A 22,471-nucleotide genomic window follows, 5' to 3' on the forward strand; every position below is an offset into this window, starting at 1 on the left:
TGCTGTTTTGCCTACAAAGGTTGCAGTGCGGCATCCGTATCCATCAATCATAGCTACCCTGAAATCAAGCTAAAAACCGCACTTCTTCCCGTATTGTAAGCAATTTAGAGTCATTTTTGCACAATTTCCGGTATTTCTGGGGATTAAGTTCGATCGCCTTGGATAAGTTTTCGATCGCCAGCCGGATGCTGGTGGCTACAAGTTCGGGGCTGTTTGTGAGCTCGCCTGCTTGTTTTTCCAGGGCGTACACGCAAGCTTTTTGATAGTACAGGTTGGGGTCGTCGGGTTTGAGTGCGATGATTTTATCGTAGGAGGCGATCGCGTCGGTAAATCGTTGAATTTTTTTGAGGGCGACGGCGCGGTTGTACCAGGCTTCGGTGTTGTCTGGCTGCAACTCTAGGGTTTTGTCCCAAGAGGCTATTGCTTTTTCAAAGCGTTGTAAGTTGGCGAAGGCTAAGCCACGGTTGTAAAAAGTTTCGCTGTCGTTTGGGTTGAGTGCGAGGGCTTTGTCCCAAGATGCGATCGCTTCTTCAAAATGTCCCATTTGGGCGATCGCCGTGCCGCGTTTGTTCCAGGCTTCGGCGGAATTCGGCCGCAGTTGCAGGGTTTTGTCGTAGGAGGCGATGGCTTCCGGGTAGAGTTTTTCATCGGCTAGGGCTAAGCCGCGGTTGTACCAGGCTTGATGCAAGTTTGGTTTGAGTTCGATCGCTTTGTCGAAGGAGGCGATCGCGGCTGTATTTTGGTCGGATTTTCTCAGGGCAAATGCTTTGTTGTACCAAGCTTCGCAGTAGTCTGGTTTGATGGCTATGGCTTTGTCGTAGGAGTCGATCGCTTCTGAAAATTTTTCTAAGTTGACGAGGGTATTGCCGCGGTTCGTCCAAGCTTCGGGGTAGCTGGGGTTGAGTGCGATCGCCTTTTCGTAGGATGCGATCGCTTCTGAGAGTCTGTTGAGCTTCCGCAAAACGTTGGCCCGATTATACCACGCTTCGGGATTGTTGGGTTTGATTTTTAGGGAGTTGTTGTAGGCTGCGATCGCTTCTTCTAGCTGGCCCATTTTTTTGAGGGCTACGCCTTGGTTGTACCAGGCTTCATAAAATTTTGGTTCAAGTTCGATCGCTTGTTCCCAAGATTCGATCGCAGCTTGGAATCGTCCCATTGCTTCTAGGGCGTTGCCGCGATCGTATAATGTTTGAGCCTTTTGGGTGTTGACTGCTATGGATTTTTCCCCTGAGTCGAGCGGCTTTTCTATGCTGGCTAATTTTTGCAAGGGGTTTCACCTCTTTATTTTCTATCTAATTGATTCTTTTCTTTTTTATATGCGATCTTTTTCGCGTTTGAGTGCTTTGGATCGATCCTATTGGGTTATTTATGGCAATTTTACAGGAATTTGGGAGCTTTTTCAATTTTTTTCATTATAATTCTAGAGCTTGGATTTGTAGGTATAGATTAATACTATTTTTTTATATGACTGCGTAGAAAAGAGGAAAGGGCGATCGTACTCAGGTGTGACAAACCTCATCCAAGATATAACAGGGCTTACATATCCACCCTATTTGTAGTGCATTGCGGCCCTTATTACTACGGGTAGTGTAAAAATTTAAAAGTTGCGTAAGTCCTGATATAAGTTTCACCTATCGGCGATCACTGACTTAGCAAATTGTAGAGCTTTTCAGCAATTTGAGCCTGTGTATCTGATGACAATTCACCTAACTCACGCTGAACAACCACTGTAGAAACAGTTACCAGTTGATGCAGCCTGATAGTAGATGGCACCCGCAGCCCCGAAGCCTGAAAGTCCGGATGAGATGCTTCTAATACGATATCTGTTTCCAGTAGATTTGTGGGCAAGCGACTTGTAATATAAGCAAGAATAACATGGCGTCGCGCTCCCAAAGGGTTAGTCAAACAAGCTGCTGGACGCAGTTTGTTAGCCGATAAATCATCATAGGGGAACGGTACTAGGAAAATCTTACCCTTGGTCATGGAATGGTTTACCGTCAGCTATGGTATAAATGTCTTCTTCGGGGTCTAGGATAGAACCAAAATCCGGCTCGATTGCTACTGTTTTAATCCATTCACGGTCGTGGAAGGGCAAGCCATCAGCTAAAGTGTAGATATCTTCCGCTGAGTCTCTCAGAGAATCAAAGGCTGGATTTGCGATCGCAGCTTTTAGCCATTCATATTCTTCGAGTTTTGCTTTGTGAATTAGGGCGGCTTCTAGTGCTTCTAGTCGCTTCAGATCGGCATAAGTAATGATAGCAGCGATCGCTCTTCCTTCCTGTTCTATGACAATTCGTTCCCCAGTATCCTCAACGCGGGCGATGAGTTCGGGAAATTTGTCATTGGTTAGATTGACATTTAGTTGAGTCATCTTTTACCTCGCTATTAACTATCCTATTATATCGTGTCCCTTAGCTTCGTTTAAAAGTGTTTTTGATGCTGTAGGGGCGGGTTTTACCAACAATAATTGCCTCAAACCGACAATCTCATAAACCCGCCCCGCCCAAGGGCAAATCCCTATTCTTGAATCAAGGATTGAAACCGAGTATGCGATCGAATGCTGTCAAAATCCGAGTCAGTTTTTGCCATTTCTCGGTATTCGTCAGGGTTCAGATTGATGGCTTGCTGCAAATTCTGAATTGCTTGGTCAATCTGACTCTGTAACGCATAGCAGCAAGCTTTATTATAAAATGCGTTGTCGAAATCGGGTTTGATTTCTAAGGCTTTGTCGTAGGAGGCGATCGCTTCTTCCCACCTGCCTAACTTACCCAGTGCAATGCCCCGATTGTTCCAGGCTGCGTCATCATCTGGTTTGAATTCTAAGGCTTTGTCGTAAGAGGCTATCGCTTCTTCCCCTCTTCCTAAATTACCCAGTGCAATGCCCCGATTGTACCAGGCTTCGTGTTGATCTGGTTTAATTTCTAAGGCTTTGTCGTAGGAGGCTATCGCTTCTTCCCATCTTCCTAAATTACCCAGTGTATTGCCCCGATTGTACCAGGCTTCGTCTTTATCTGGTTTGATTTCTAAGGCTTTGTCGTAGGAGGCTATCGCTTCTTCCCATCTTCCTAAATTACCCAGTGCAATGCCCCGATTGTACCAGGCTTCGTCTTTATCTGGTTTGATTTCTAAGGCTTTGTCGTAGGAGGCTATCGCCTTTGCATATTCTTCAGCCGAGCGATACAATAAAGCTTGTTCAAAAAACAAATCAGCTTTTTGTTCGGGTGTTTGCTCATCCTCATCAATTAAAGCTTGAATCCTCACTAATTCCCGTTTCCTTTCTTCGGAAGTCAAAGCTAGATATTCTTCTAAATTCCATCTTTCCAGACAAGCTAATATGGATTCTAGTTGCAGCGAGGTTTTCTCCATAGACAACTTAAATAAACTCGACCGCCAATCAAAGAAATCAGGTGCCCGCTGAATAAAATAATCAATAGCAAACTTAGGCAACAGAAAGACAAAACAGATTTTAAAATTATCTCGAAATCGTTCTCGCTGCTGGTTTAAATTAATTAAAACAGGCGGCACTCCCCGCCAACTGTAAGAGTAAATATCCTTACTTTCCCAGCCGATATCCTTTTTCTTTTGTTCGTATTCATAAAGTGAATATTCTAAACCTTGGACGAATAGGACATTGATGCGATCGCGATTTGGCAACTCTTCAATTAGATTGTAAAAATCATAAACCGATTCCTTCAGCAGCAAAACCTCAATATTTTGCTGCGGAATATCTGTTTTAGCTCTAGCAATCCAGCGTTCTCCCTCCGCCGGCGAACACTCCACAAACAACAAGTTAAAGCCATCTGTCCGCTTGAGAGTGCGTACCAGAGTTAGATATTCTTCCTCCGGTTCTGCCGGTGGCAAATCTTTGTCCCAATCAATTGCTTCTGGTTTCATGGCTGAAGTAGAGCGACTGCTTCCCTAAATTCCTGAATGCCTTTAATTAGCGGGTGAACATCATACCAAGGTTGCATTTCTCCTTCATCATCAAAATATCGGTATTCCAAAATACAGCGGTTAAATAGCAAATTGCGGTGCTTTTCTTCATTAAGTATCCGGTGAGAAATAGAGACTTTTGCTAAAATTGACCATTCATCTTGTCCGGGAGTTTTGCGGTAGACATTCCGCTCTTTCGTGATTGCTCTTTGGGTCGCTTTGGCAGTAATTGGCAAATTCTGTGTTTGATTCACAGCTTCTCGCATCATCTTCATCAAATCCCTAACGTGACCTCCACTCATCAAGCACAGCCGTTCTAGGGTTTCTTTTGTATCAAACAATCCTGTTTCTAAAGATAGATTTGGATCTATTTTTTCCACCCGCTTCTTAATCAACTCTTTAATTTTAGCAAGTCCCGGTTGGTGAGGGCTACCATCTAGATTCTGTACCAGAATCATTGGCAGCACTTGCGGAGTATTGTACTTATCGCTTAAATCATTAGCGCGGTTAGAATGCACCATCGAAATCGGTACAGTGTAAACCACGTGACAATCTAAAGCTTGGAGTTGTTGGCTGCGGTCTAAGAAAATTTGGTCTAGATTGCTGCGTCCTCCTGCGTCTGTCGCAGAAAATGGCACAATCCGGTCTAAATTATCGGCAATCGCTACCAGTTGCGAATATTTATTGGGCAACTTTTTTTTAGCATCGCCAATAAACTCATTTAGCGCATCAATCAGCGTTTGTGTTTGGGGTTCAACTTTTTCTCGGATTTTGTGGCGCAGACTCGGTTGAGTTCTCACATTCGCCGTCAACTTGGCAAACTGACTAATTTGCGCCTCTAAGCTCAATTTTTCAAAAGATATTTCTGTTAGCCCTAAATCTTTTAAATCGTCCCAGCGGTCTTTCATCCAATTGATCAAAGGCTTGGAGTCAGCCTCTTTAATTGCTTCTAATAAGTGTCTGGTGCAAGCTAGCAAAATATCTGTATATTCAGTATCTTCGGGATTGATATCTTCCGCGTCAGCGGCGAAATAAACTACAAAATAACCTTTGTTGTTCAAGTGTTGCTGTAGCCGCAGCAATTCCGTTGATTTTCCAGCACCGCGATGTCCTGCATACAACTGGCAAGTCATCGGTTCTGAACGCTCAATGTTGAGGCCCAAGTCTAGGGTAATATTGTCATCTCCTCGCACTTCCCCACAGTCAACATATTGCGGGTCGCCTGCTGGTAAAGGAGAAGATGGGTTAAAGGCGTTGTAGAGGTCTTTTAGTAGTTTTTCTGTATTTTGAGTCATTAATTTTTTTTAGTATTTTGGTTTTTTATAGGCTCAACCGCAGATTTAAGGCAGATGAACACGGATAAACCCAGATAATTATAAGAAGAGCGATCGAATCTATGCAAAAGGCTGGGTGCACATGGCGCACCCAACAATCACTACTTTTAGGCTTGGTATTTTTTCAAAATTGCGACTTTTTCGGGGAAGATTTCGATCGCCATTTTGTCGTCATCACGAGTCGCGAGCGATCGCCTCACTTCGCCCAAAAACAGCGGCTGCGACAGCCCAGGTTCAGGATGTACAACTGTACGAACCCGGATGGTCATGTAGTCTCTGCCCCGCCCAGAGCGCCCTGGAGAGTACAAATCCGCAGCCGCTTGCCGCATCGTTGCTTCTAATTCCGATTCGGTGATCGTAGGTGGCACAGTAACTACTGTTTGAGCGCCGCCAGTATCGTAAACTAAAGAATAACGAACTGCACCGGGAATTTCTGTGCGGGAAAACAGTCCCAAACCGAGACCGAATATACTCGCAGCAATCACGCCCATAAAGCTTGTCACTCCTACCAATCGGAAGCGAAAACCCCATTTGAAGATAAATGCTATAACAGTTAGAATAGCCAAGGCTACTGTTAGAATTCCCGCCCATTGGGCGTACATTAAAAGGTTAGAATTTACGTTCATTTGATGATTTGTTGACTGTTGACTGTTGACTGTTGATATTACTTACCGATACCCGATGCCCAATGCCCAATGCCCAATGCCCAATGCCCAATGATTAATTAAGCGTTTCGGGCCACAAGCAGATAAGTCATCATATCGCCTTTCCCCTTCACTGGAATCACACCGCGCTCCTCAAAAACGTACTTACCCCGCAGGCGCTCGTAGGTAGCAACTGTCACCTGAATGCTGCCGGGGACGCCTTGAGATTCCATCCGGGAAGCTGTATTTACCGTATCTCCCCACAAATCGTAAGTAAATTTTTTAGTACCGATTACCCCAGCTTCTACCGGGCCTGTGTGGATGCCGATGCGAATGCTGAGCGGCTGACCTCCCTTGGTACGTATCTTAGTCATTGCTGCTTGAATTTCCAGCGCCATTTCGGCGATCGACTCGGCGTGATCGTCGCTGGGCGTCGGCAAACCGCCAACCACCATATAAGCATCGCCGATCGTCTTAATTTTCTCAAGTCCGTAGCGCTCGGCCAACTCGTCAAAAGCCGAAAAAATCTCGTTGAGCAACTCCACCAACTGAGCCGGCGATAAATGAGCCGAAAGCTTGGTAAAACCGACCAAATCGGCAAACATCACTGTTACCTCAGCGAAACTGTCTGCGATCGTAATTTCCCCGTGTTTGAGGCGCTGCGCGATCGCCTTCGGTAAAATATTTAACAGCAAACGCTCGGACTTTTCCTTTTCCTGGGCCAACTCATGTAAATACGCCTGTTCCTTATCCCGCAGCCGCTTCTTTTCCAAACAAGCGCTAATCCGAGCCTTGAGCAATACCGGATTGAACGGTTTTGAAAGATAATCCTCCGCCCCCAACTCTATACACCGCACGATACTGTCGATATCGTCCACCGCCGAAATCATAATCACCGGGATGTAGCGCAACTTCTCGTCCGCCTTCAGATTTTCCAGCACCTGATAGCCGTTCATTTGCGGCATCATAATGTCTAGAAGAACCAAATCAAAAGGATCTCTTCGCAACAGTTCCAGAGCTTGGAGACCATCTTCAGCAACAGTCACCGCGTGGCCTTGACGCTGAAGTCGGCGGGCCAGCAAATCGCGGTTTACCTCATTGTCGTCAACAACCAGCACGCTGCCCTCGTCACCTTTCATGTCATAGCCTCTTTCAGAAGCGTTTCAATTTTACTCAAAAGTCGGGGAAACTCGACCGGTTTGGTGTCGTAGTCGTTGCAGCCGGCGGCCAGACACTTTTCACGATCGCCCGCCATGGCGTGAGCCGTCAGCGCAATCACCGGAATCCTGCTAGTTTCAGGAGCCGCCTTAATTTGCTGCGTTGCTTGCCACCCGTCGAGAACCGGCAGACTCATATCCATCAGAATCAAATCCGGTACTTTGGCGAGCGCCATCGACACCCCCTCAGCACCGTCAACAGCAATAAAGACCTCGTGTCCCTTGCGGGCCAGACGCCTGGAAAGCATATCCCTATTCATTTCGTTATCTTCGACCAACAGGATTTTAGCCATTGGTGTTCTCCTTGCCTTTCGAGTCGTACCTGCGATCGAACCTGTCATTCACTATAGAGCGAACATCGCGCAACAAAGTATCGCAACTGTAGACTCCCTTTTGTAGCACCCGATCGACACAACCGTTTAGCTGCTGGCTTTCGGCCGGTGTTAGGTCTTTCCCCGTGAGCACAACAATCGGTATTGGATCTCCAGAGTACGATTTGCGAAGTTCGCCGATCAACTCAAAACCATCCATTTCTGGCAGCATCAAATCCAGCAGGATCAGATGCGGTCGGGCAATTTCTAGCTGAGAGAGAGCAGCGCGCCCGCTGTCAGCTTCCGTTACGGCCCAGCCTTGTCTTTCTAGTATGCGTCGCAGTATTTCCCGCGTGGCAACGTCGTCTTCCACAATTAGAATCTGACAGGTCAAATTGTTACTTGCAACGCCGTCTTGGTCGCGTCGGTACTTCTTCAACAAGGCAGCCAGCCGTTTGCCGTCCACTGGTTTGGTGAGGTAGTCCGAGGCACCCAATGCAAAGCCGAGGCTTTTGTTGCCAACAAAGGATAGCAGGATTACGGGAATTTCGGCAAGATCTGGATCTGCCTTCAGCGCTGAGAGTACCGCCCAGCCGTCCATTCCGGGCATGATCACGTCGAGGGTAATGGCGTCTGGCCGCAGTTGCTTAGCGAGCCGGAGAGCTTGCTCGCCACCGCCGGCGACTTCTATGTGCAGTCCTTGGCGAGCGAGGGCGCGCTGGATCAAATCCCGCGAGATCGGGTCGTCGTCAACTACCAGCACCGTGCCGACAGCGGGGGCGACCGGAGGGCTAGTGCTGTCGCGGACTTTGTTGGGGATTTCGGGGTGTTTGATGGCACTGGGCAAGAGTACGGTGAAAGTGCTGCCATCGCCCAAGGTGCTGCTGGCCTCAATGCTGCCACCCATCATATGACAGAAGCGCTGGCTGATAGCCAGTCCCAAACCAGTGCCGCCGTACTTGCGGGTAGTCGAGGCGTCAGCTTGGGTGAAAGGTTGGAAAACTCGCTGCAATTGCTCTTTTGTCATGCCGATACCAGTGTCGGCGACGCGGAAACTTAAAAATTCGGAGTTGGAAATTAAAATTTGGGAAGATTCTTCTTGATTTTTCATTCTTAATGGTTCATTTTTAATTCTTTCCACTCCGATCGCAATTCTCCCGTTTTGGGTGAACTTGGCAGCGTTGCTGAGCAGGTTCAGCAGCACTTGCCGAACTTTGGTCATGTCCGCGTGCATGGTGTCGAGGTTGTCTGGACAGTACACTTCTAGGGTATTACCGTTTTTCTCGACCAGCGGTCTGGCCGTGGCGACAGCACTGTCAATTAAGGCATGGATGTCGAAGGTTTCTAAGTAGAGATCCATTCGGCCTGCTTCAATTTTAGAGATATCTAGGATGTCGTCGATCAGGTACAGCAGGTGTTTGCCCGCGCTGCAGATTTTTTCGAGGTCGGGGACGGATTCGCAACTGCCCAATTCTTCGGCTTCTTCTTTGAGCATTTCGCTGTAGCCGATGATGGCATTCAGAGGTGTTCGCAGTTCGTGGCTCATGTTGGCGAGAAATGTGCTTTTTGCCCGATTGGCTGATTCTGCTGCTTCTAGGGCCGACTTCATGGCGGATTCTGCTTGTTTGCGATCGGTGATGTCTTGGACTGTGCCTTCGTAGTACAAAACGCTGCCGGTTTCGTCGCAGACGCTGCGGGCGTTTTCGGAAATCCAGATCGTGCTGCCGTCTCGGCGGTATATTTGGGACTCAAATTTTGAGACTTGGCGGCGCGCGGCCAATTGGGCTGCGAACTCGGCGCGTCGCTTGGGGTCTACATAAATTTGGCGGTTGAGGTTTGCCAGTTCCGCGAGCATTTGGGTAGAGGATTCGTAGCCGTAAATGCGGGCTAGTGCGCGATTGGCGCTGAGGTAGCGCCCGTCTGGGGTGGTCTGGAATATGCCTTCGACTGCGTTTTCAAAGATGCTGCGGTATTTTGTTTCGGCTTGTCTCAAGGCTGCTTCTGCTCGCTTGCGCTCTAGGGCATGGGCGAGCATTTCTCCTATCATTTTTAGCTGTGTCGATATTTCGGTTGCTCGACCTGCTGTTTGCTTTAAGCCATCGAATCCGAGAAATCCTACTAGGTTTTTATTACAAATTAGGGGAATAATTATCAGCGATTGGATATTTTTGAGCTGTTTTTTTGATTCTAAATTATTTAGGGAAGCGCCAATTGAAGGTATTGAGGCGATTGCTGTTTGATTGGCTGTTTGGGATGGGGATTCTGTCTGGAATTGGACTGGATTTTGACGGATCAAATAGGCAATTTCGGCGATCGCTGGGGGCGCGAGTTCGCCGATTTCTGGAATATAGAGGCATTCGGCGCGATCGAGTTTTTCTGCGATCCAAGGGATTTGTGCGATGTCTATTTGTTTGTCGGTGCTGTCTTTGATTGCCGGAATGCTGCCGGCGCACCACTCGTAGGTTTTGTCGGCGCGGGTTTTGTCTTCTGATAACAGGTAGATGTAACTGCGGTTAAAGCCGGTGAAGGTGGCGATCGCTTCGAGAGTTCGATCGATGCTTGTGTCTATTTCTGATAAGGGCTGGCCGATCAAACTGGTTGACAAACTGGCAATTAACTGAGCGAATTTTACTCGATATTCCAAAGATTGTGCTACTTTTTTGCCATCGGTAACGTCTCGAAAGCTCCAGACTCTGCCGACTGTCTGCGCTCCGACTTTTGAGGGTAACGAATTTAATTCGATAATTTTTCCATCTTTAAATTCTAATAATTCGCGGATTTGAGTATCTGGATCTGCCGACACTGCGATCGCGTTTTGGAGAAATCTTTGGGGGTCTTTTAATTGTTCCCTGACGAAGGGGAATCCTGTGTCGATCGGTTTTTTGAGTGTGCCAAAGGTCGATCGGCTCAACTTTCCCGGGCTGGCGGACAAACCCCACATCTCGACAAATTTCTGATTGTAATTGCATACATTGCCGTTGCTGTCAACCGCGAGAATTCCAGCATCTGTAGATTCTAGAACTGCTTGCAGCATCGAGAGCGGTTCTTGGTGTTCTCTCATGTCAAAAAACACCAAGACTGATATTTCGCCGCCCTCAACTGCGGGATGGAAAAAATAGGAAACGGGTAAAATCTTGCCGTCGCGACACAAAAACTCGTCGTCCCAATTGCTGCAAGGTTGACCGGAGGCGATCGCCTCTTGTAAACCTAATGTAGGTGCGATCGCCGCATCTTCATTGTTGCTGGGCGACTGTTTCGGATCGTCTGTCAAAAGTGCGAATTTCTTGCCTTTCTTTTGCTTCCCGATGCGCTCTAGCAGGGAAACACCTGCAAGTTCCGACTCTCGCCACCCCAGCAAGCGTTCGGCCTCTGGATTCACCGAAATTACAAACCCTTTCGCGTCAAGGATACACAATCCCGCCCCCAAACTGTTGACACTTCCCCGCAGTCGATCGAATTCTGAAGCTGTTGGAGAGTCTTGAGGGGACTCGGGCGAGGAGGCAAAATCCTGCTGCGCCACCGACTGGGAGATCAAACAAGCTTGCAGCAGCGGTTCCTGCTGGCTCCGAGTTCCGTCGTAGCTACAACTTACCTGCTCTAAGAATAGCTGCCACTGCTCGGCAGTGGGAGGGGGAGACTCGCTGGCTAAACCGAGCTGTTCGAGTTGGCGCTGGAGGTGGGGATGCATAATTTCTGGCGCTTTGTAGGCAACTTTCTACAGTATATCTTTTTAATTAATAGTATTATATATACGCCCCTATACAGTTAGTCAAAAAGTACGGGATCGAGCAAATCCTAGGTTTTATCGAAAAGCCTATCGAGTATCTCTGCTATCCAAAATCTTTAAAAGTGCGCTAATTATATTTATATCCTAACGGCTTTATTGATTTGGCTATATGTTCAAAATCTCCCTACCTGATAGCGAAATACTCAGCAAATTGCGGAGGTTAATAAAATTGGCAACGCTGGAAAAGAAATGTCAATAAATTATTATTTATCAGACATTTCGCTCTCAACCGAAAAGTCGGTGAAAATAGCTGGCAGCCTAATTGTAAAAGTAGAACCTTTATCCAACTCGCTGAAGGCGGTAATGTCTCCGCCCATCATTTCGCAGAATTTCTTAGTAATCGTCAGCCCCAAGCCAGTGCCGCCGTATTTTTTAGTAGTTGAAGAATCGGCTTGCGTGAAAGGATCGAAGATTCTGGCTAACTGTTCGGGACTCATGCCAATGCCGGTATCTTTGACTGTAAAAACGATCCAATCTTGAGCCGAAGATAAGAGAGACAAGCTATTTTCAGCTTGGCCGCCTCCTCTATACGACGATCCAAGTTTTTTGCCTTTGTTGGCAGCCTCGGCAGGGGTTTCGACGCACCGGGTAACGGCGAAGGTAATCGCGCCGGAGCAAGTAAACTTGGAGGCATTGCTGAGGAGGTTGAGCAGAGACTGCCGGAGTTTAGTCAAGTCGGTCTGCATCGAGCCAATATCCTCGGGGCATTGTATTTCTAGGATATTGCTATTTTTGTCTGCCATCGGCGCGATCGTGGCGACTACTTCCTCAACCAGATTTAAAATGGTGAAGGTTTCGAGGTGGAATTCGATGTGGCCTGCTTCAATTTTGGTCAAGTCGAGAATATCTTTAATCACGTCTAGTAGGTGCTTGCCGGCCGTGTTAATTCTCTGGAGGTCGTCGATGAACTCTTCGGCACCGAGGTCTCGGGCGTCTTCTTGCAGGATCTCGCTGTAGCCGATGATGGCGTTGAGGGGAGTTCTGAGTTCGTGACTCATGTTGGCGAGAAAAATGCTTTTCGATCTATTTGCAGCTTCGGCGGCTAATGCGGCCCGGCGGAATTCTTCGGAACGCAAGCGTTCGGTGATGTCGGTGGTCATGATTAAAACGCACTGAGTGCTGCCGAGGTCGATGAGTTCGACTGACAGCAGCCAGTCGCGCACTTCGCCGGTTTTAGTGCGAATTTTGATTTCTTGGTTGCCGATCGAATTTTGTGCTTGCAAAATCAGGGCTAGCCGCCGCCCCTCTTCTGAATTTACAAATATCCCTAAGTCGTTGGCGGTGCGGCCGATAAATTCGTGCCGCAGCCAGCCTAATGAGCGCAAAAAGCTTTCGTTGGCATCGAGGAAGCATCCGTCTGTGAGGGTGCAGATGCTGATGCCGACTGGGGAAGCGTGAAAGGCCTTGGAAAATCTTTCTTCTGAAGAACGCAGGGCGGCTTCGGCCCGCTTTCTGTCTGTGATGTCTTGGACGGTGCTGGTGATGTACAGGGAGTTGACGGCGGCTTGTTCGTAGACTGAGCGGTGGCTGCCGTCGGGGAGTACGAGCCTGTAGTCGATGCTGTAAGGCTGTTGCTCAAATAAAGCGGCTTCGATCGAGGTTTTGACTAATTCTCGGTCTTCGGGGTGTACGTATTCCAAGAAGGCTTCGAGGGTGGGTTCAAAAATGCCGGGCCGCTCTCCCAGGATGCGATAAATTTCCTCTGACCACCGCAATTGCTGGGTGTTGCGGTCTAAGTCCCAGTTGCCTAGTTGGGCGATGCGCTGGGCGTTGGCGAGGCTGGCTTCGCTGGCGCGCAGGGAGGCTTCTGCTTGGTGGCGTTCGGCGACGGTGGCTGCTAAGACTAAGCCGGTGACGGCGATGACGGCGATGAAGGCTTGCAGGGATAACAGTGCTTGGGGGATGCTGCTGGCGTGTTTGAGAAAGGGGCCGCTGCCTCGGGCTATGCCCCAAATGGCGAAGCCGCAGAGGATGAAGTTGGAGAGGGCCGTGTAGCGCTGGCCGAATCGAAAGGCAGCCCAAACTACTAGGGGAAATGGTAAGTATTCGAGGGGATAGCGGGCGTAGGCGGCGCGGGTGCGGGAGCAGAAGACTAGCCAGCCGACTGCTAGCAGCAGCAGCAGCCAAATCGCTCGTTCGGCAATCTGTTTGGGACGTGTGGGGGCTTTGGGCAATTGTTGCCACGTCAGCAGCAGCGGGGCGACGAGCAAAATTCCCATAGCGTCTCCCACCCACCAAGTCCCCCAAATCGTGCCAAAATCGCTCCAGCTAGATAAACCGGTCAGGCACACGACGATACTGCCGATACTGGAGTTGATCAAGGTAGATCCCAAGGCTGCTAGTCCGACTATTCCTAAAACGTCTTTGAGCCGATCGAGCCTGGCGCTAAAATTAATGCCCTGTAGCAGATAAGTTCCCGTCCACGCTTGCAGGCTTCTGGCGCTTGCCGAGATCAATGCCGTGCCGATGTTGGCCGACGGTACGCTCATGCTGAACAGGAAGCCTCCGATCGCGATTCCCGGCCACAGTTGCCGCCCGAACAGCAGCAGGGCGACTTGGGCAATTCCTGCTGCTGGCCACATCGGGTAAATTTCTGAACTCAGGGTGAGCGTGGAAATTGCGAATTGCGACGCCAAATAGTAGACCAGGGCGATCGCGCCTACTGCGAGGAAGTACCGCCAGGAATGTCCTTTGATTGCGTTAAGGAACTTTGTCTGCATTGTCGTTTCGGGAAAAGGTGGACGGTGGTTGGGGTCTCAGTAGGTGGCACGGGACAGGCACAGGGTAGAGAAAATGTTTCTATTAGGTGATGGTAGGTCATGGGTGGTAGGTAGGGGGAGAACCTTTTGAGCTAACTTTTTGTGGCGCTGTTGAGGGTTCGGTTTTTTTTGCTGTGCGATCGCATCTGTGCGTGAATTTCGGGAGCATCCGTTTTTTGCCAATATATCTGTGATGGCTGAAGATTCGGTCTGTAGATTTTTGGTTTTTGTTAAAGATTTATTACCGAGCGACTGCCGGTGTTTTTTCATGTGGGGCGATCGCAACTCTATTCACCCTAACATTTTTCACCATGCTCAATAATACCTAAGAAACCGATAACAACGACGTAAAATCTCTGCGTTCAGGTAACTCCGGGGCAAGCAACCGGGTTTCTGATTAGAAGTGCAGGCTGGAGTTATTTTCACTAGATTTTCGACCAATTAATTGAGGCTTCAAGTATTGCGATCGAATACAGTGAAAGCGGAGAAGTTACAGCACAAAAAAATATTTTCCCTTCTCTATTTCCCTTTTGCTGTTGCAGTATCTAAGGTTAGTGTCAAACGCTCTTGAGCTTCTTTAAGGGCGTCTTGGGGGTTGCGGCCGAGAAGGGTTGCTTCTATGGCGCGGCCGAGGTTTTCTGACAGGCGGGAGTAACCTGAAATAATGGGTCGCGCTCTGGCTGAGTTCATTTGCTCTAAAAATACTCGCAAAACAGGGTTTTTTTCCACAAAGCTTTGATAAGCTTTGCTCTGTCTCGATTTTAAGTTAATTGGCAAGTAACCTGTTCCCAATGCCCATGCTGTTTGGAATTCTTCACCTAGAACGTATTCTAAGAATTCTAGGGCTGCTCGCTCTCGTTCTGGGGAGGTTTTCATTAAAAATAGGTTTTCACCCCCAACGACGGCTGCGGGGCGTTTGAGGGCGGGTATCGGCATCACTGCGTAGTCGATCGGGCTTTGCTGCAATTGTGCTAGCGTCCACGGCCCGGTGATTTGCATGGCGACTTTGCCGGCGATGAAGTTGTCGAGTTCGTAACCGCGTTCTGGCGCTGACAGTATTGCTGAACCTTCTTTTAACAAGTCGCTCCACAATTCCAAGGCGGCGCGAGAACCGGGATTGTCTATTTGGGGTACGGGAGTTTGAGGTGTTGCGGCTTTGAGTTCGCCGCCGGCGCTGAACATGAATGGCAGCCAGGTAAATACTGTCCATTCTCCTTTGCCTAGGGAGAGCACTATGCCGTGTTGGTCTGTGCGGCCGTCTCCGTTGGTGTCTCGCGTGAGCGATCGGGCTGCTTGCTTTAATTGCGCCCAATTCTGCGGAACTTCTTTGATTCCTGCTGCTTTAAATAAGCTGGGACGGTAGAATATGGCGGCGTTGTTTGTGGCTAGGGGAACTGACCAAGTATGTCCGCCCAGTTCCATTGACTCGAAGAGTGCCGGGTAGATTTCGGCTTTGCGGGGCGATTTGTCTAGCCATTTTTCTAAGGGTTGAATTGCGTTGAGTTCTGCTAGTTTTCCGGCAAGTGTGGGAACATTAAAGAGCAAATCTGGCGGCGCATTTCCTACTATTGATGTGAGAATTTTTGGCAGTTGTTGGTCTGGCTGACCGATGTAAATTGGTTCTAATTGGATCGCGGGATGTGTTTTATTGAATTTGTCCGTGAGGGTTTTAAAAACGTCGCGATTGGGCGGGGGATTGATGCCGTGCCACAGTGTAATCTTGATTTTTTCGCTGTTTTTTTCTGGGTTTTTACAGCCGCTTAATATTAGCAAATTTAAAATAAGTAAAATGCAAGCAGCTAGTTTTAGTTGCATTTTGATGGCTTTGGCTAATTTGGATAAAATCATTTTTTAGTTGTATTCAGGGAAGAAGTTTTTTTAACCGCAGATGAACGCGGATGGACGCGGATCGTTAGAGGTTGGAAAAACGGGCTAATTCTAGAAAATCTGCGGGTAACTGATTTGTCTGTCCTGCTGAGGTCTTTTGAAACAAAACTGTGAAAGCTCCGGCTCCTAGTTTATCTTGCGGCCACATCCGATAGCAAGGAATTTGTGTCAGGTGCGATCGATATTTTTCTAAATGCGGAACAGTGACTGGCCCAAATTCGGGAAATTTGCTTAACAGCCATTCGCTGACTTGTTCGTTTTCTGCGGTTGAATAAGTGCAGGTCATGTATGCCAGATAACCTTGGGGCGCTACTATTTTAGCAGAATTGGCTAAGATTCTTTTTTGGCGGTTGGCATTGCTGTTGATAGTGACATGATGAAAGCAGCCGGGTGCTTTGTCTCCTTTTGCTAAGAGTGATTGACCAGTACAAGGAGCATCTACTATTACTAAATTAGCAGTTTGTGGTATTTTTTCGGCAAGTATTTTTGAATCGACGTTAGCGGCGGCGGATGGTAGAATTTGGCAGCGTCTTAAATTAGAGATCAGCATTCCCATGCGTTTGCCTATGACTTCGTTGCACAACAGGAATTCTGGGTTTAATGTTTTCCAGGCAAATACGCTTTTGCCTCCGGGGGCGGCGCAGATATCTAAGATTAGTTTGATTGGTTGCGGTATTGTTAATAAGGTGGAGGCGGCGAAGATTGAGGAAAAGTCGAGACAGTAATAATGTCCTGCTTGATGCAAAGAATGTTTTCCGGGCTTGGATTCTAAGGCTAGTCTATCTACAAATTCCGGTTGCCAACTAACTGGATGTTCGAGAATAAATGGGTTTTCTGTAGGTTTTGGTTGCAACCACAAGATGGCAGGATTAAAAGGTTGGGGATTTGTGACGGCGTGAATAAAATTTTCTTGTTCGGCGGTGTCTGCAAATAAGCTGCGGCTGAGTTTAAGCAGAAGATTAGACGGTTTTTCCATGTTCTGGTAGAGTTGATAAGATTGAGATTAGCAGTTAACCAGGTAAATCAGATGATAATTCCTAGTGTAGAACAGTTAGATTTAACTTGGGAAGAAGGGATGCAAATGTTGTTACATCTATCACACCCATTGCTGGTGAGGGTTTGAGTCGGGCTGCACCGGAGTATCAATAGATCGCCTTTTTGCCGATCGCACAACTCGGAACTATTGTCGAAGTGTATAATCTAGGAGGAAACTACCATTATTGGAGTCTTGGACGCACGGGCAGCTAGAAACCCGCTTGAGGTTTAGATTTCTGGTTTTGACAGTTCAAAACAGTATCGAGAGGACTCATAGTTAATTCACGCCGACAGGCTATAAGTGATGACTGATAACTGATAACTATTTACTCATAACTAAAAATCTATGAAAATTGTCTTTTTTGGCACTCCCGAATTTGCTGTTCCTACTTTATCCAGTCTGCTAAGCCATCCCGAATTCGAGGTAGTGGCTGTGGTGACTCAGCCGGATAAACGTCGGGGAAGAGGGAATCAATTGATGCCTTCACCTGTAAAAATGGCGGGTTTAAATCACCATCTTCCGGTTTTGCAGCCGCAGCGAATCAAGAAAGATTCTGAAACAATTGCCAAATTGCGGGAAGCGGCGGCCGATGTTTTTGTGGTGGTAGCTTACGGCCAGATTCTTTCTCAAGAAATACTGGATATTCCTAATTTGGCTTGCGTTAACGTTCACGGTTCAATTTTGCCGAAGTATCGCGGTGCCGCGCCGATTCAGCGCTGTCTTGTTGACGGGGAAAAGGCGACGGGAATTACTACTATGCTGATGGATGCTGGCATGGATACTGGGGCGATGCTGTTGAAGGCTTTTGCGGGGATTACGCTTTTGGATAATGCTGATTCTTTGGGTGACAGGTTGGCGGAACTTGGGGCGGATTTGTTGATAGAAACTTTGGTGAAATTGAGGGATGGGGAAGTTAAAGCTGTTGTTCAAAATGAGGCTGAGGCGACTTACGCGCCGATGATTAAGAGTGCGGATTATGTGCTGGATTGGTCGAAAAGTGCGATCGCGCTTCACAATCAAGTTAGGGGCTTTTTCCCGGATTGCACAACCAGTTTTCGCGGCAATTCTCTGAAGGTGATGGCTACTGTGCCCGTGGGGCCGGAATATTGGCTGCAATTACCGCCCGATTTGAGAGTTTTGGAACGCGAATGGCCTGTTTTATCGGAGTTATCGGGGGAAAATGGGGCAGTTGTCAAGGTTGTGAAGGGCTTAGGTGCGATCGTCCAAACCGGCGATGGTTTATTATTGTTGCGGGAGGTGCAGTTGGCGGGGAAAAAGGTGCAGTCTGGGGTGGATTTTGCCAACGGAACTCGGTTGGTTGTAGGGGAAGTTTTTGGGAGTTAAATAGTATATTTAGGGACGGCAAGATGCCCGCCATACAATATTTGAAAGCAAAATTATCCTGTAATATCAACTCCGGTAGCATCGGAATTAATATTACCCACACTCAGGACACGGCAGTGCCGTGTCCCTACAATTAATCGGGGTAGGGACACGGCACTGCCGTGTCCTCAGTATCATTCCGATGCCACCGGAAACGATATAATTAGAAGCGCGATTCTTGACCTAAAATTCGACCAAAACTTCCTCCGCACCGCCCAACAAACCCTGTGCCGCCTCTAACATACTCTCCGCAACATCTTTCAAATCTTCGCGACTTGCTAAATAAGTTTTCAAAGCTTCTAAGGGTTCTATACTATTATTAGCATTCAATTCGGGCAACCGCGGCCTCGCTAGCTGACTGACTAATTCCGGCTGGATTGTGTAGCTGTGCGCTGCGCCGAGAAGTGCGTGCAATTCTGCATTATCAATGATATCTAATTGTTCCGATCGCAATTGGTAAATCAATCTCACCACCGCGTCTTGGATTTCCTTCTTCCCAATAGCTTTCACCAGCTCAGATTGCGGGTTTTCCGATTCGGAAACATTCACTTTAATAGTCTGAAACACCCGCACTGGCAAAGTGCAAAATTCCCACTCAGCTTTTCCCCGTTCCAAATTAACTAGCACAAAACCTTTATCTTCTTTCTCTTCGCTAAAATCAACTCGTTCGATACTTCCGGGATAAATTACGGGCGGATTGTTGGAAGCATTGAGATTTTGGTGTTTGTGAACGTGGCCGAGAGCAACGTAATCAAAACAAGGGCGAGTTAGCATGGAAACGGGAATGTTAAAACCTTTTCCAACTGCTAAAAAACGCTCGGCACCCAAACTCGCTTTATCTGCCATTAAATGCGCTAAAAGTACGGTTGGTATGTCGGGGTTGAGGCGGCGGATTTCGCCTTCCATTGCGATCGTCAGTTTTTCGGTTAATAATTGGTTAACATCGCCCATAGACAGGCTTTCAGTCTCGGAACGTGTCATTAAGGTCGATCGAGTCAACCAAGGCAATGTTACCACCTGTACGGGCCCGCTGCGGGTTTGAATCAGGTGAGTGTCCAGGCGATCGCCTACAATAAACTTAGGTATCCCCAAAGTCCGGTAAATTCCCAAACTCGCGCCGCCTTGTCCCTGAGAATGTTGGTCGTGATTTCCTACTAGCAAAACCGTCGGAATTTGCGCGTCCACCAAGCGGCTGAATTGGCGAGCAAAAGCCTCTTTAACAAACGGTGGAGGCGTCGAATCTGGAAAAGCATCGCCGCCGAATATGACTAAATCTACGGGTTCAGAAATTGCTCTATCCATACATTTGCTCAGCGTCGCCGCGAAGTCTTCCAAGCGCGTATTTAAACCAGTTTCTGGATTAATGCGGCCGTGAGAAAAGCCGCTGCCCATGTGAATGTCTGAAAGGTGTAAGATTTTAATCATTGTTTTTTTTATTTGTTAGTTAAGCTATTTTGCATTGAAATTGTGTGTCAATAATTCATCAAATTCTTGTGGGGTGGGCTTCTAGCCTGCCCTGAATATGCAATTTAAATCTGCCGTGGCGGAAAAGGTTGTTTCATACATCACAACATGATACCAGGGACTTTTTGATAAATTTCGCTAATTGCACCACTAAAATTCGCACTAACCAATTCTACTCTATCTCCTTGTCGGTAAGTCTGAGAAACCCAATTTCCCTCAGCATTGAGTCTAAAACATTCAATTTTGATTTCGGATTGAGTGATTAACACGTATTCTTCTAAACTCGATGCAGTTTGGTAATCGACAAATTTATTGCCCCTGTCAAAAGCTGCTGTTGATGGCGACAATACCTCAACTACTAAAGATGGATATAAAATGAAATCTTCAGTAGTTGAGGTATCCCTTTCGTCGCAAGTCACCGCTACATCAGGATAGTAATAGCAATTTGCCTCTTCCAGTCGGACTTTGATATCTGATGACAGAACTAAGCATGGCGTATTCAGAAGATGATTTCCCAGCAGCCGAACTAAATTACTACCAATAATAATGTGAGGTTTTTTTGCCCCTGTCATTGCATAAACGTGTCCGCGTCTGTATTCGTGTTTGATCGGGCTTACTCGTTCGCCTTCTAGGTACTCTTCTGGAGAAATGTAGAAATTATTTTTGCTAACAAACATTGAGGTTTCCTCCGATATTTTTATTTGACACTATTGGTTAATAATCGCATAGCCGGCTGGGAAACGGGACTGCCGTTTCCCTACAAATTTAACAAAACTCCAGAAATCGTGCGTGCCATAATTTGCCACTTTCCGTCAAACCCTGCGATCGCACTTTAATTTTGACACTTTTGGGGTTAGCCTCGTAGAGTCGGGCAATTTCCTGCATTTCCTCCCCGCTAAACCCGGTTCCCACGGTTCCTACTGGGACTAATTTGCCATCAATTTCTTGCGCTACTTTGACGGCGCTAAACGGCCTCCCCGCCACTTTGGTCGCCGTTAAACCCACAATAAACAAATCGTGTTCTTGACAGTATTTAGTCCTCACTATCGGATATTTCTTAACATCTTTGCCGCCGACATAGTGACAGTTGTGCAACACCCAAACTTCGCCTTCTCTATTTTCAGATTCCTGCTGATTTGCCAGGACGAGTTTTTCCGCAGTGGTGCGAAATGTCGGTACAATTTCAAATGCTGGGGATAAATTCGCCAGCATTTCGCCAACTTCAACTCCCGCTGCAATTCGTTCGGATTCTGCCACGGTAGTTAGGTCATTGGCTTTGAAAAACAAACTTTTAAAAATGGCATAAATTGCGCTGGGCTGGATTGTGGGAAAACCGCTTTCAATATTAACTGTAGCAGCTTGCGCCCCCGTGCGGTGTTCGCTGCCGGTACAGCTTTTGTAATACAGTTCGCCGTCTAAAACAAAGGTGCCAATTTTAGCTGCTGTGTCGATTAATGTGCGATCGATCTCGATCGATGCTTGCTGTCGCAGGTTAGTCGATCGCGATTGGTAGTATACTTTATCTGGCGTCGCGATGACAACTACCCGATTGCCGTCGCGCTTTGGCTGTCCCCAATAATCGGCATTTTCAATGTAATAAGAACGATCGCTCGGCGCGTCAACCGGCTGCATCGTTACAATTCTTCCCGGCTGTAAGTGCGGTGGTAATTCGGGAACAATCGGATTGTAAAGAGTCTCTATTTTGGCAGCGGAAGTTGATTGTTTAGCAGGAGCGATATCGGCGGTAGAATTGTTTGGAGTATTGAGGGCGATCGGCTTTTCTCCGGTTTCCAATTCAAACGCTCTTTGCCAAAAGCCGATCGCCATTTCCGGGTATCCTTCCGACTCCGCGCAGAGTGCAAAACCAATAACTTTTGCCGTACCAATGCCGCGCCCGTAATCAGCCAAATACTGCACTGCCCCCGCTTCTCCCATCAAGTGCAATCCTCGCGTCACGATGCGATTGTTCCAGCGTTCTCGAATGTCTGCGCTAATTTTTTTAGCTGCTTTTCGCTTGGCTTCTGCGTATTCGGTGCAGTCCATACTGCCTCCTTTCTGTAGGGCTATTTATATACTATACTAACGATTGATTTATTAGTCAAGGTTAATTTGACAATTAGGTGGTGTGAATAAATTTAACTGTTTCATTTGTCAACTAAATTTATTTTTTCACCGCAGAGGCGCAGAGGGCACAGAGGAAGAGAAGAAAGAGAGGGATGGGGTTGTAGTGTTTTGATTGTCAAGCGCGGTAATTGGTTCGCAGCCAATGCTAAGATAACTTCGATCGCGCATTGCGACCAATAAAGCCGTGAGTTGCGTCTTACTCGCGTTGGGTTCGCCAACGTGCGATCTGACGTTTGAGAATTTAAGATCGAGTTTAATCTTACTGTTATGATGCGATTGATTTTGTACAGCAAACCCGGATGCCACTTGTGCGAAGGGTTGCAAGAAAAACTCGAACAGATTGAAAGCCTGAATTTTCAACTCGAAGTCAGAGATATTACCGAACGCGATGACTGGTTTCAAGCTTATCAGTACGAAGTTCCAGTTTTGTTTAAAGTGCAGCCCCAGCCCAAAAATTCTGTTGGCGAGGCTGCATTCTCCCCTGAACAACTGTTACCCCGTCCTTCTCCCCGCTGTAGTGTCGCGCAATTGGAGCAAATGTTACAGAAATATTTGCAAATCGATCCGTCACAATAATACGATTTACGCAAAA

General features: G+C 47.4%; 17 protein-coding genes. 2 read left to right on the forward strand and 15 right to left on the reverse strand.

What is annotated here, in order from left to right; all coding sequences use genetic code 11:
• Positions 1-64: 64 nt before the first annotated feature.
• The 12 genes from QUB30_RS05405 to QUB30_RS05460 all read right to left on the reverse strand — a co-directional run bounded on the left by QUB30_RS05405 (position 65) and on the right by QUB30_RS05460 (position 16,848).
• Positions 65-1,267, reverse strand: a complete 1,203-nt coding sequence (locus tag QUB30_RS05405) for a tetratricopeptide repeat protein (RefSeq protein WP_333330203.1) — start codon at positions 1,265-1,267, stop codon at positions 65-67.
• Positions 1,268-1,641: 374 nt separating this feature from the next.
• A complete protein-coding gene (locus QUB30_RS05410) occupies positions 1,642-1,983 on the reverse strand; it encodes a type II toxin-antitoxin system PemK/MazF family toxin (protein WP_333330205.1) in 342 nt (113 codons plus the stop codon).
• Positions 1,970-2,371, reverse strand: a complete 402-nt coding sequence (locus tag QUB30_RS05415) for a type II toxin-antitoxin system Phd/YefM family antitoxin (RefSeq protein ID WP_333330208.1) — start codon at positions 2,369-2,371, stop codon at positions 1,970-1,972. The genes QUB30_RS05410 and QUB30_RS05415 overlap by 14 nt, the downstream gene beginning before the upstream one ends.
• 146 nt (positions 2,372-2,517) lie before the next feature.
• Positions 2,518-3,894: a tetratricopeptide repeat protein gene (locus QUB30_RS05420; protein ID WP_333330212.1), complete on the reverse strand. Its 1,377-nt coding sequence runs from the start codon at positions 3,892-3,894 to the stop codon at positions 2,518-2,520.
• Positions 3,891-5,228: an ATP-binding protein gene (locus tag QUB30_RS05425; RefSeq protein WP_333330214.1), complete on the reverse strand. Its 1,338-nt coding sequence runs from the start codon at positions 5,226-5,228 to the stop codon at positions 3,891-3,893. Before QUB30_RS05425 ends, QUB30_RS05420 begins: the two co-directional genes overlap by 4 nt.
• Positions 5,229-5,374: 146 nt before the next feature.
• Complete coding sequence (locus QUB30_RS05430; protein ID WP_333184398.1) at positions 5,375-5,893, reverse strand: Ycf51 family protein; 519 nt, start codon at positions 5,891-5,893, stop codon at positions 5,375-5,377.
• A gap of 98 nt (positions 5,894-5,991) precedes the next feature.
• Positions 5,992-7,050, reverse strand: coding sequence for an adenylate/guanylate cyclase domain-containing protein (locus tag QUB30_RS05435; protein ID WP_333330217.1), 1,059 nt, complete (start codon positions 7,048-7,050; stop codon positions 5,992-5,994).
• Entirely contained in the window at positions 7,047-7,421 is a 375-nt protein-coding gene (locus QUB30_RS05440) for a response regulator (RefSeq protein ID WP_333330220.1), read from the reverse strand. The genes QUB30_RS05435 and QUB30_RS05440 overlap by 4 nt, the downstream gene beginning before the upstream one ends.
• Positions 7,414-11,127 carry a response regulator gene (locus QUB30_RS05445; protein ID WP_333330223.1) on the reverse strand — a complete coding sequence of 1,238 codons (3,714 nt, stop codon included), beginning with the start codon at positions 11,125-11,127 and terminating at the stop codon, positions 7,414-7,416. The genes QUB30_RS05440 and QUB30_RS05445 overlap by 8 nt, the downstream gene beginning before the upstream one ends.
• Positions 11,128-11,429: 302 nt before the next feature.
• The gene (locus QUB30_RS05450) at positions 11,430-13,946 is read right to left on the reverse strand and encodes an MASE1 domain-containing protein (protein WP_333330225.1); all 2,517 of its coding nucleotides are present in this window, start codon (positions 13,944-13,946) and stop codon (positions 11,430-11,432) included.
• A gap of 558 nt (positions 13,947-14,504) precedes the next feature.
• Positions 14,505-15,833: an ABC transporter substrate-binding protein gene (locus QUB30_RS05455; protein ID WP_333330228.1), complete on the reverse strand. Its 1,329-nt coding sequence runs from the start codon at positions 15,831-15,833 to the stop codon at positions 14,505-14,507.
• A 64-nt stretch (positions 15,834-15,897) separates the two neighbouring features.
• A complete protein-coding gene (locus tag QUB30_RS05460) occupies positions 15,898-16,848 on the reverse strand; it encodes an RsmB/NOP family class I SAM-dependent RNA methyltransferase (RefSeq protein WP_333330231.1) in 951 nt (316 codons plus the stop codon).
• A 405-nt stretch (positions 16,849-17,253) separates the two neighbouring features.
• On the opposite strand from QUB30_RS05460, the gene fmt reads away from it, so the two are divergent.
• Entirely contained in the window at positions 17,254-18,252 is a 999-nt protein-coding gene (gene fmt, locus QUB30_RS05465) for a methionyl-tRNA formyltransferase (RefSeq protein ID WP_333330234.1), read from the forward strand.
• Positions 18,253-18,474: 222 nt separating this feature from the next.
• On the opposite strand, the gene QUB30_RS05470 is transcribed toward fmt, so the two are convergent.
• The 3 genes from QUB30_RS05470 to QUB30_RS05480 form a co-directional block, all read right to left on the reverse strand.
• Positions 18,475-19,716: an exonuclease SbcCD subunit D gene (locus QUB30_RS05470; protein WP_333330237.1), complete on the reverse strand. Its 1,242-nt coding sequence runs from the start codon at positions 19,714-19,716 to the stop codon at positions 18,475-18,477.
• Between the two features lie 140 nt (positions 19,717-19,856).
• Positions 19,857-20,432, reverse strand: a complete 576-nt coding sequence (locus QUB30_RS05475) for a Uma2 family endonuclease (RefSeq protein ID WP_333330240.1) — start codon at positions 20,430-20,432, stop codon at positions 19,857-19,859.
• Between the two features lie 88 nt (positions 20,433-20,520).
• Positions 20,521-21,798, reverse strand: a complete 1,278-nt coding sequence (locus QUB30_RS05480; protein ID WP_333330243.1) for an ATP-dependent DNA ligase — start codon at positions 21,796-21,798, stop codon at positions 20,521-20,523.
• Between the two features lie 351 nt (positions 21,799-22,149).
• Here QUB30_RS05480 and QUB30_RS05485 point away from each other — a divergent pair, with 351 nt between their 5' ends.
• Positions 22,150-22,455 (forward strand): glutaredoxin family protein, encoded by a 306-nt coding sequence (locus QUB30_RS05485; RefSeq protein WP_333330531.1) that lies wholly within the window; start codon positions 22,150-22,152, stop codon positions 22,453-22,455.
• The last annotated feature ends 16 nt before the right edge of the window (positions 22,456-22,471 follow it).

Origin of the sequence: Microcoleus sp. BROC3 (genome assembly GCF_036702515.1) — a bacterium.
Taxonomy (GTDB): Bacteria; Cyanobacteriota; Cyanobacteriia; order Cyanobacteriales; family Microcoleaceae; genus Microcoleus.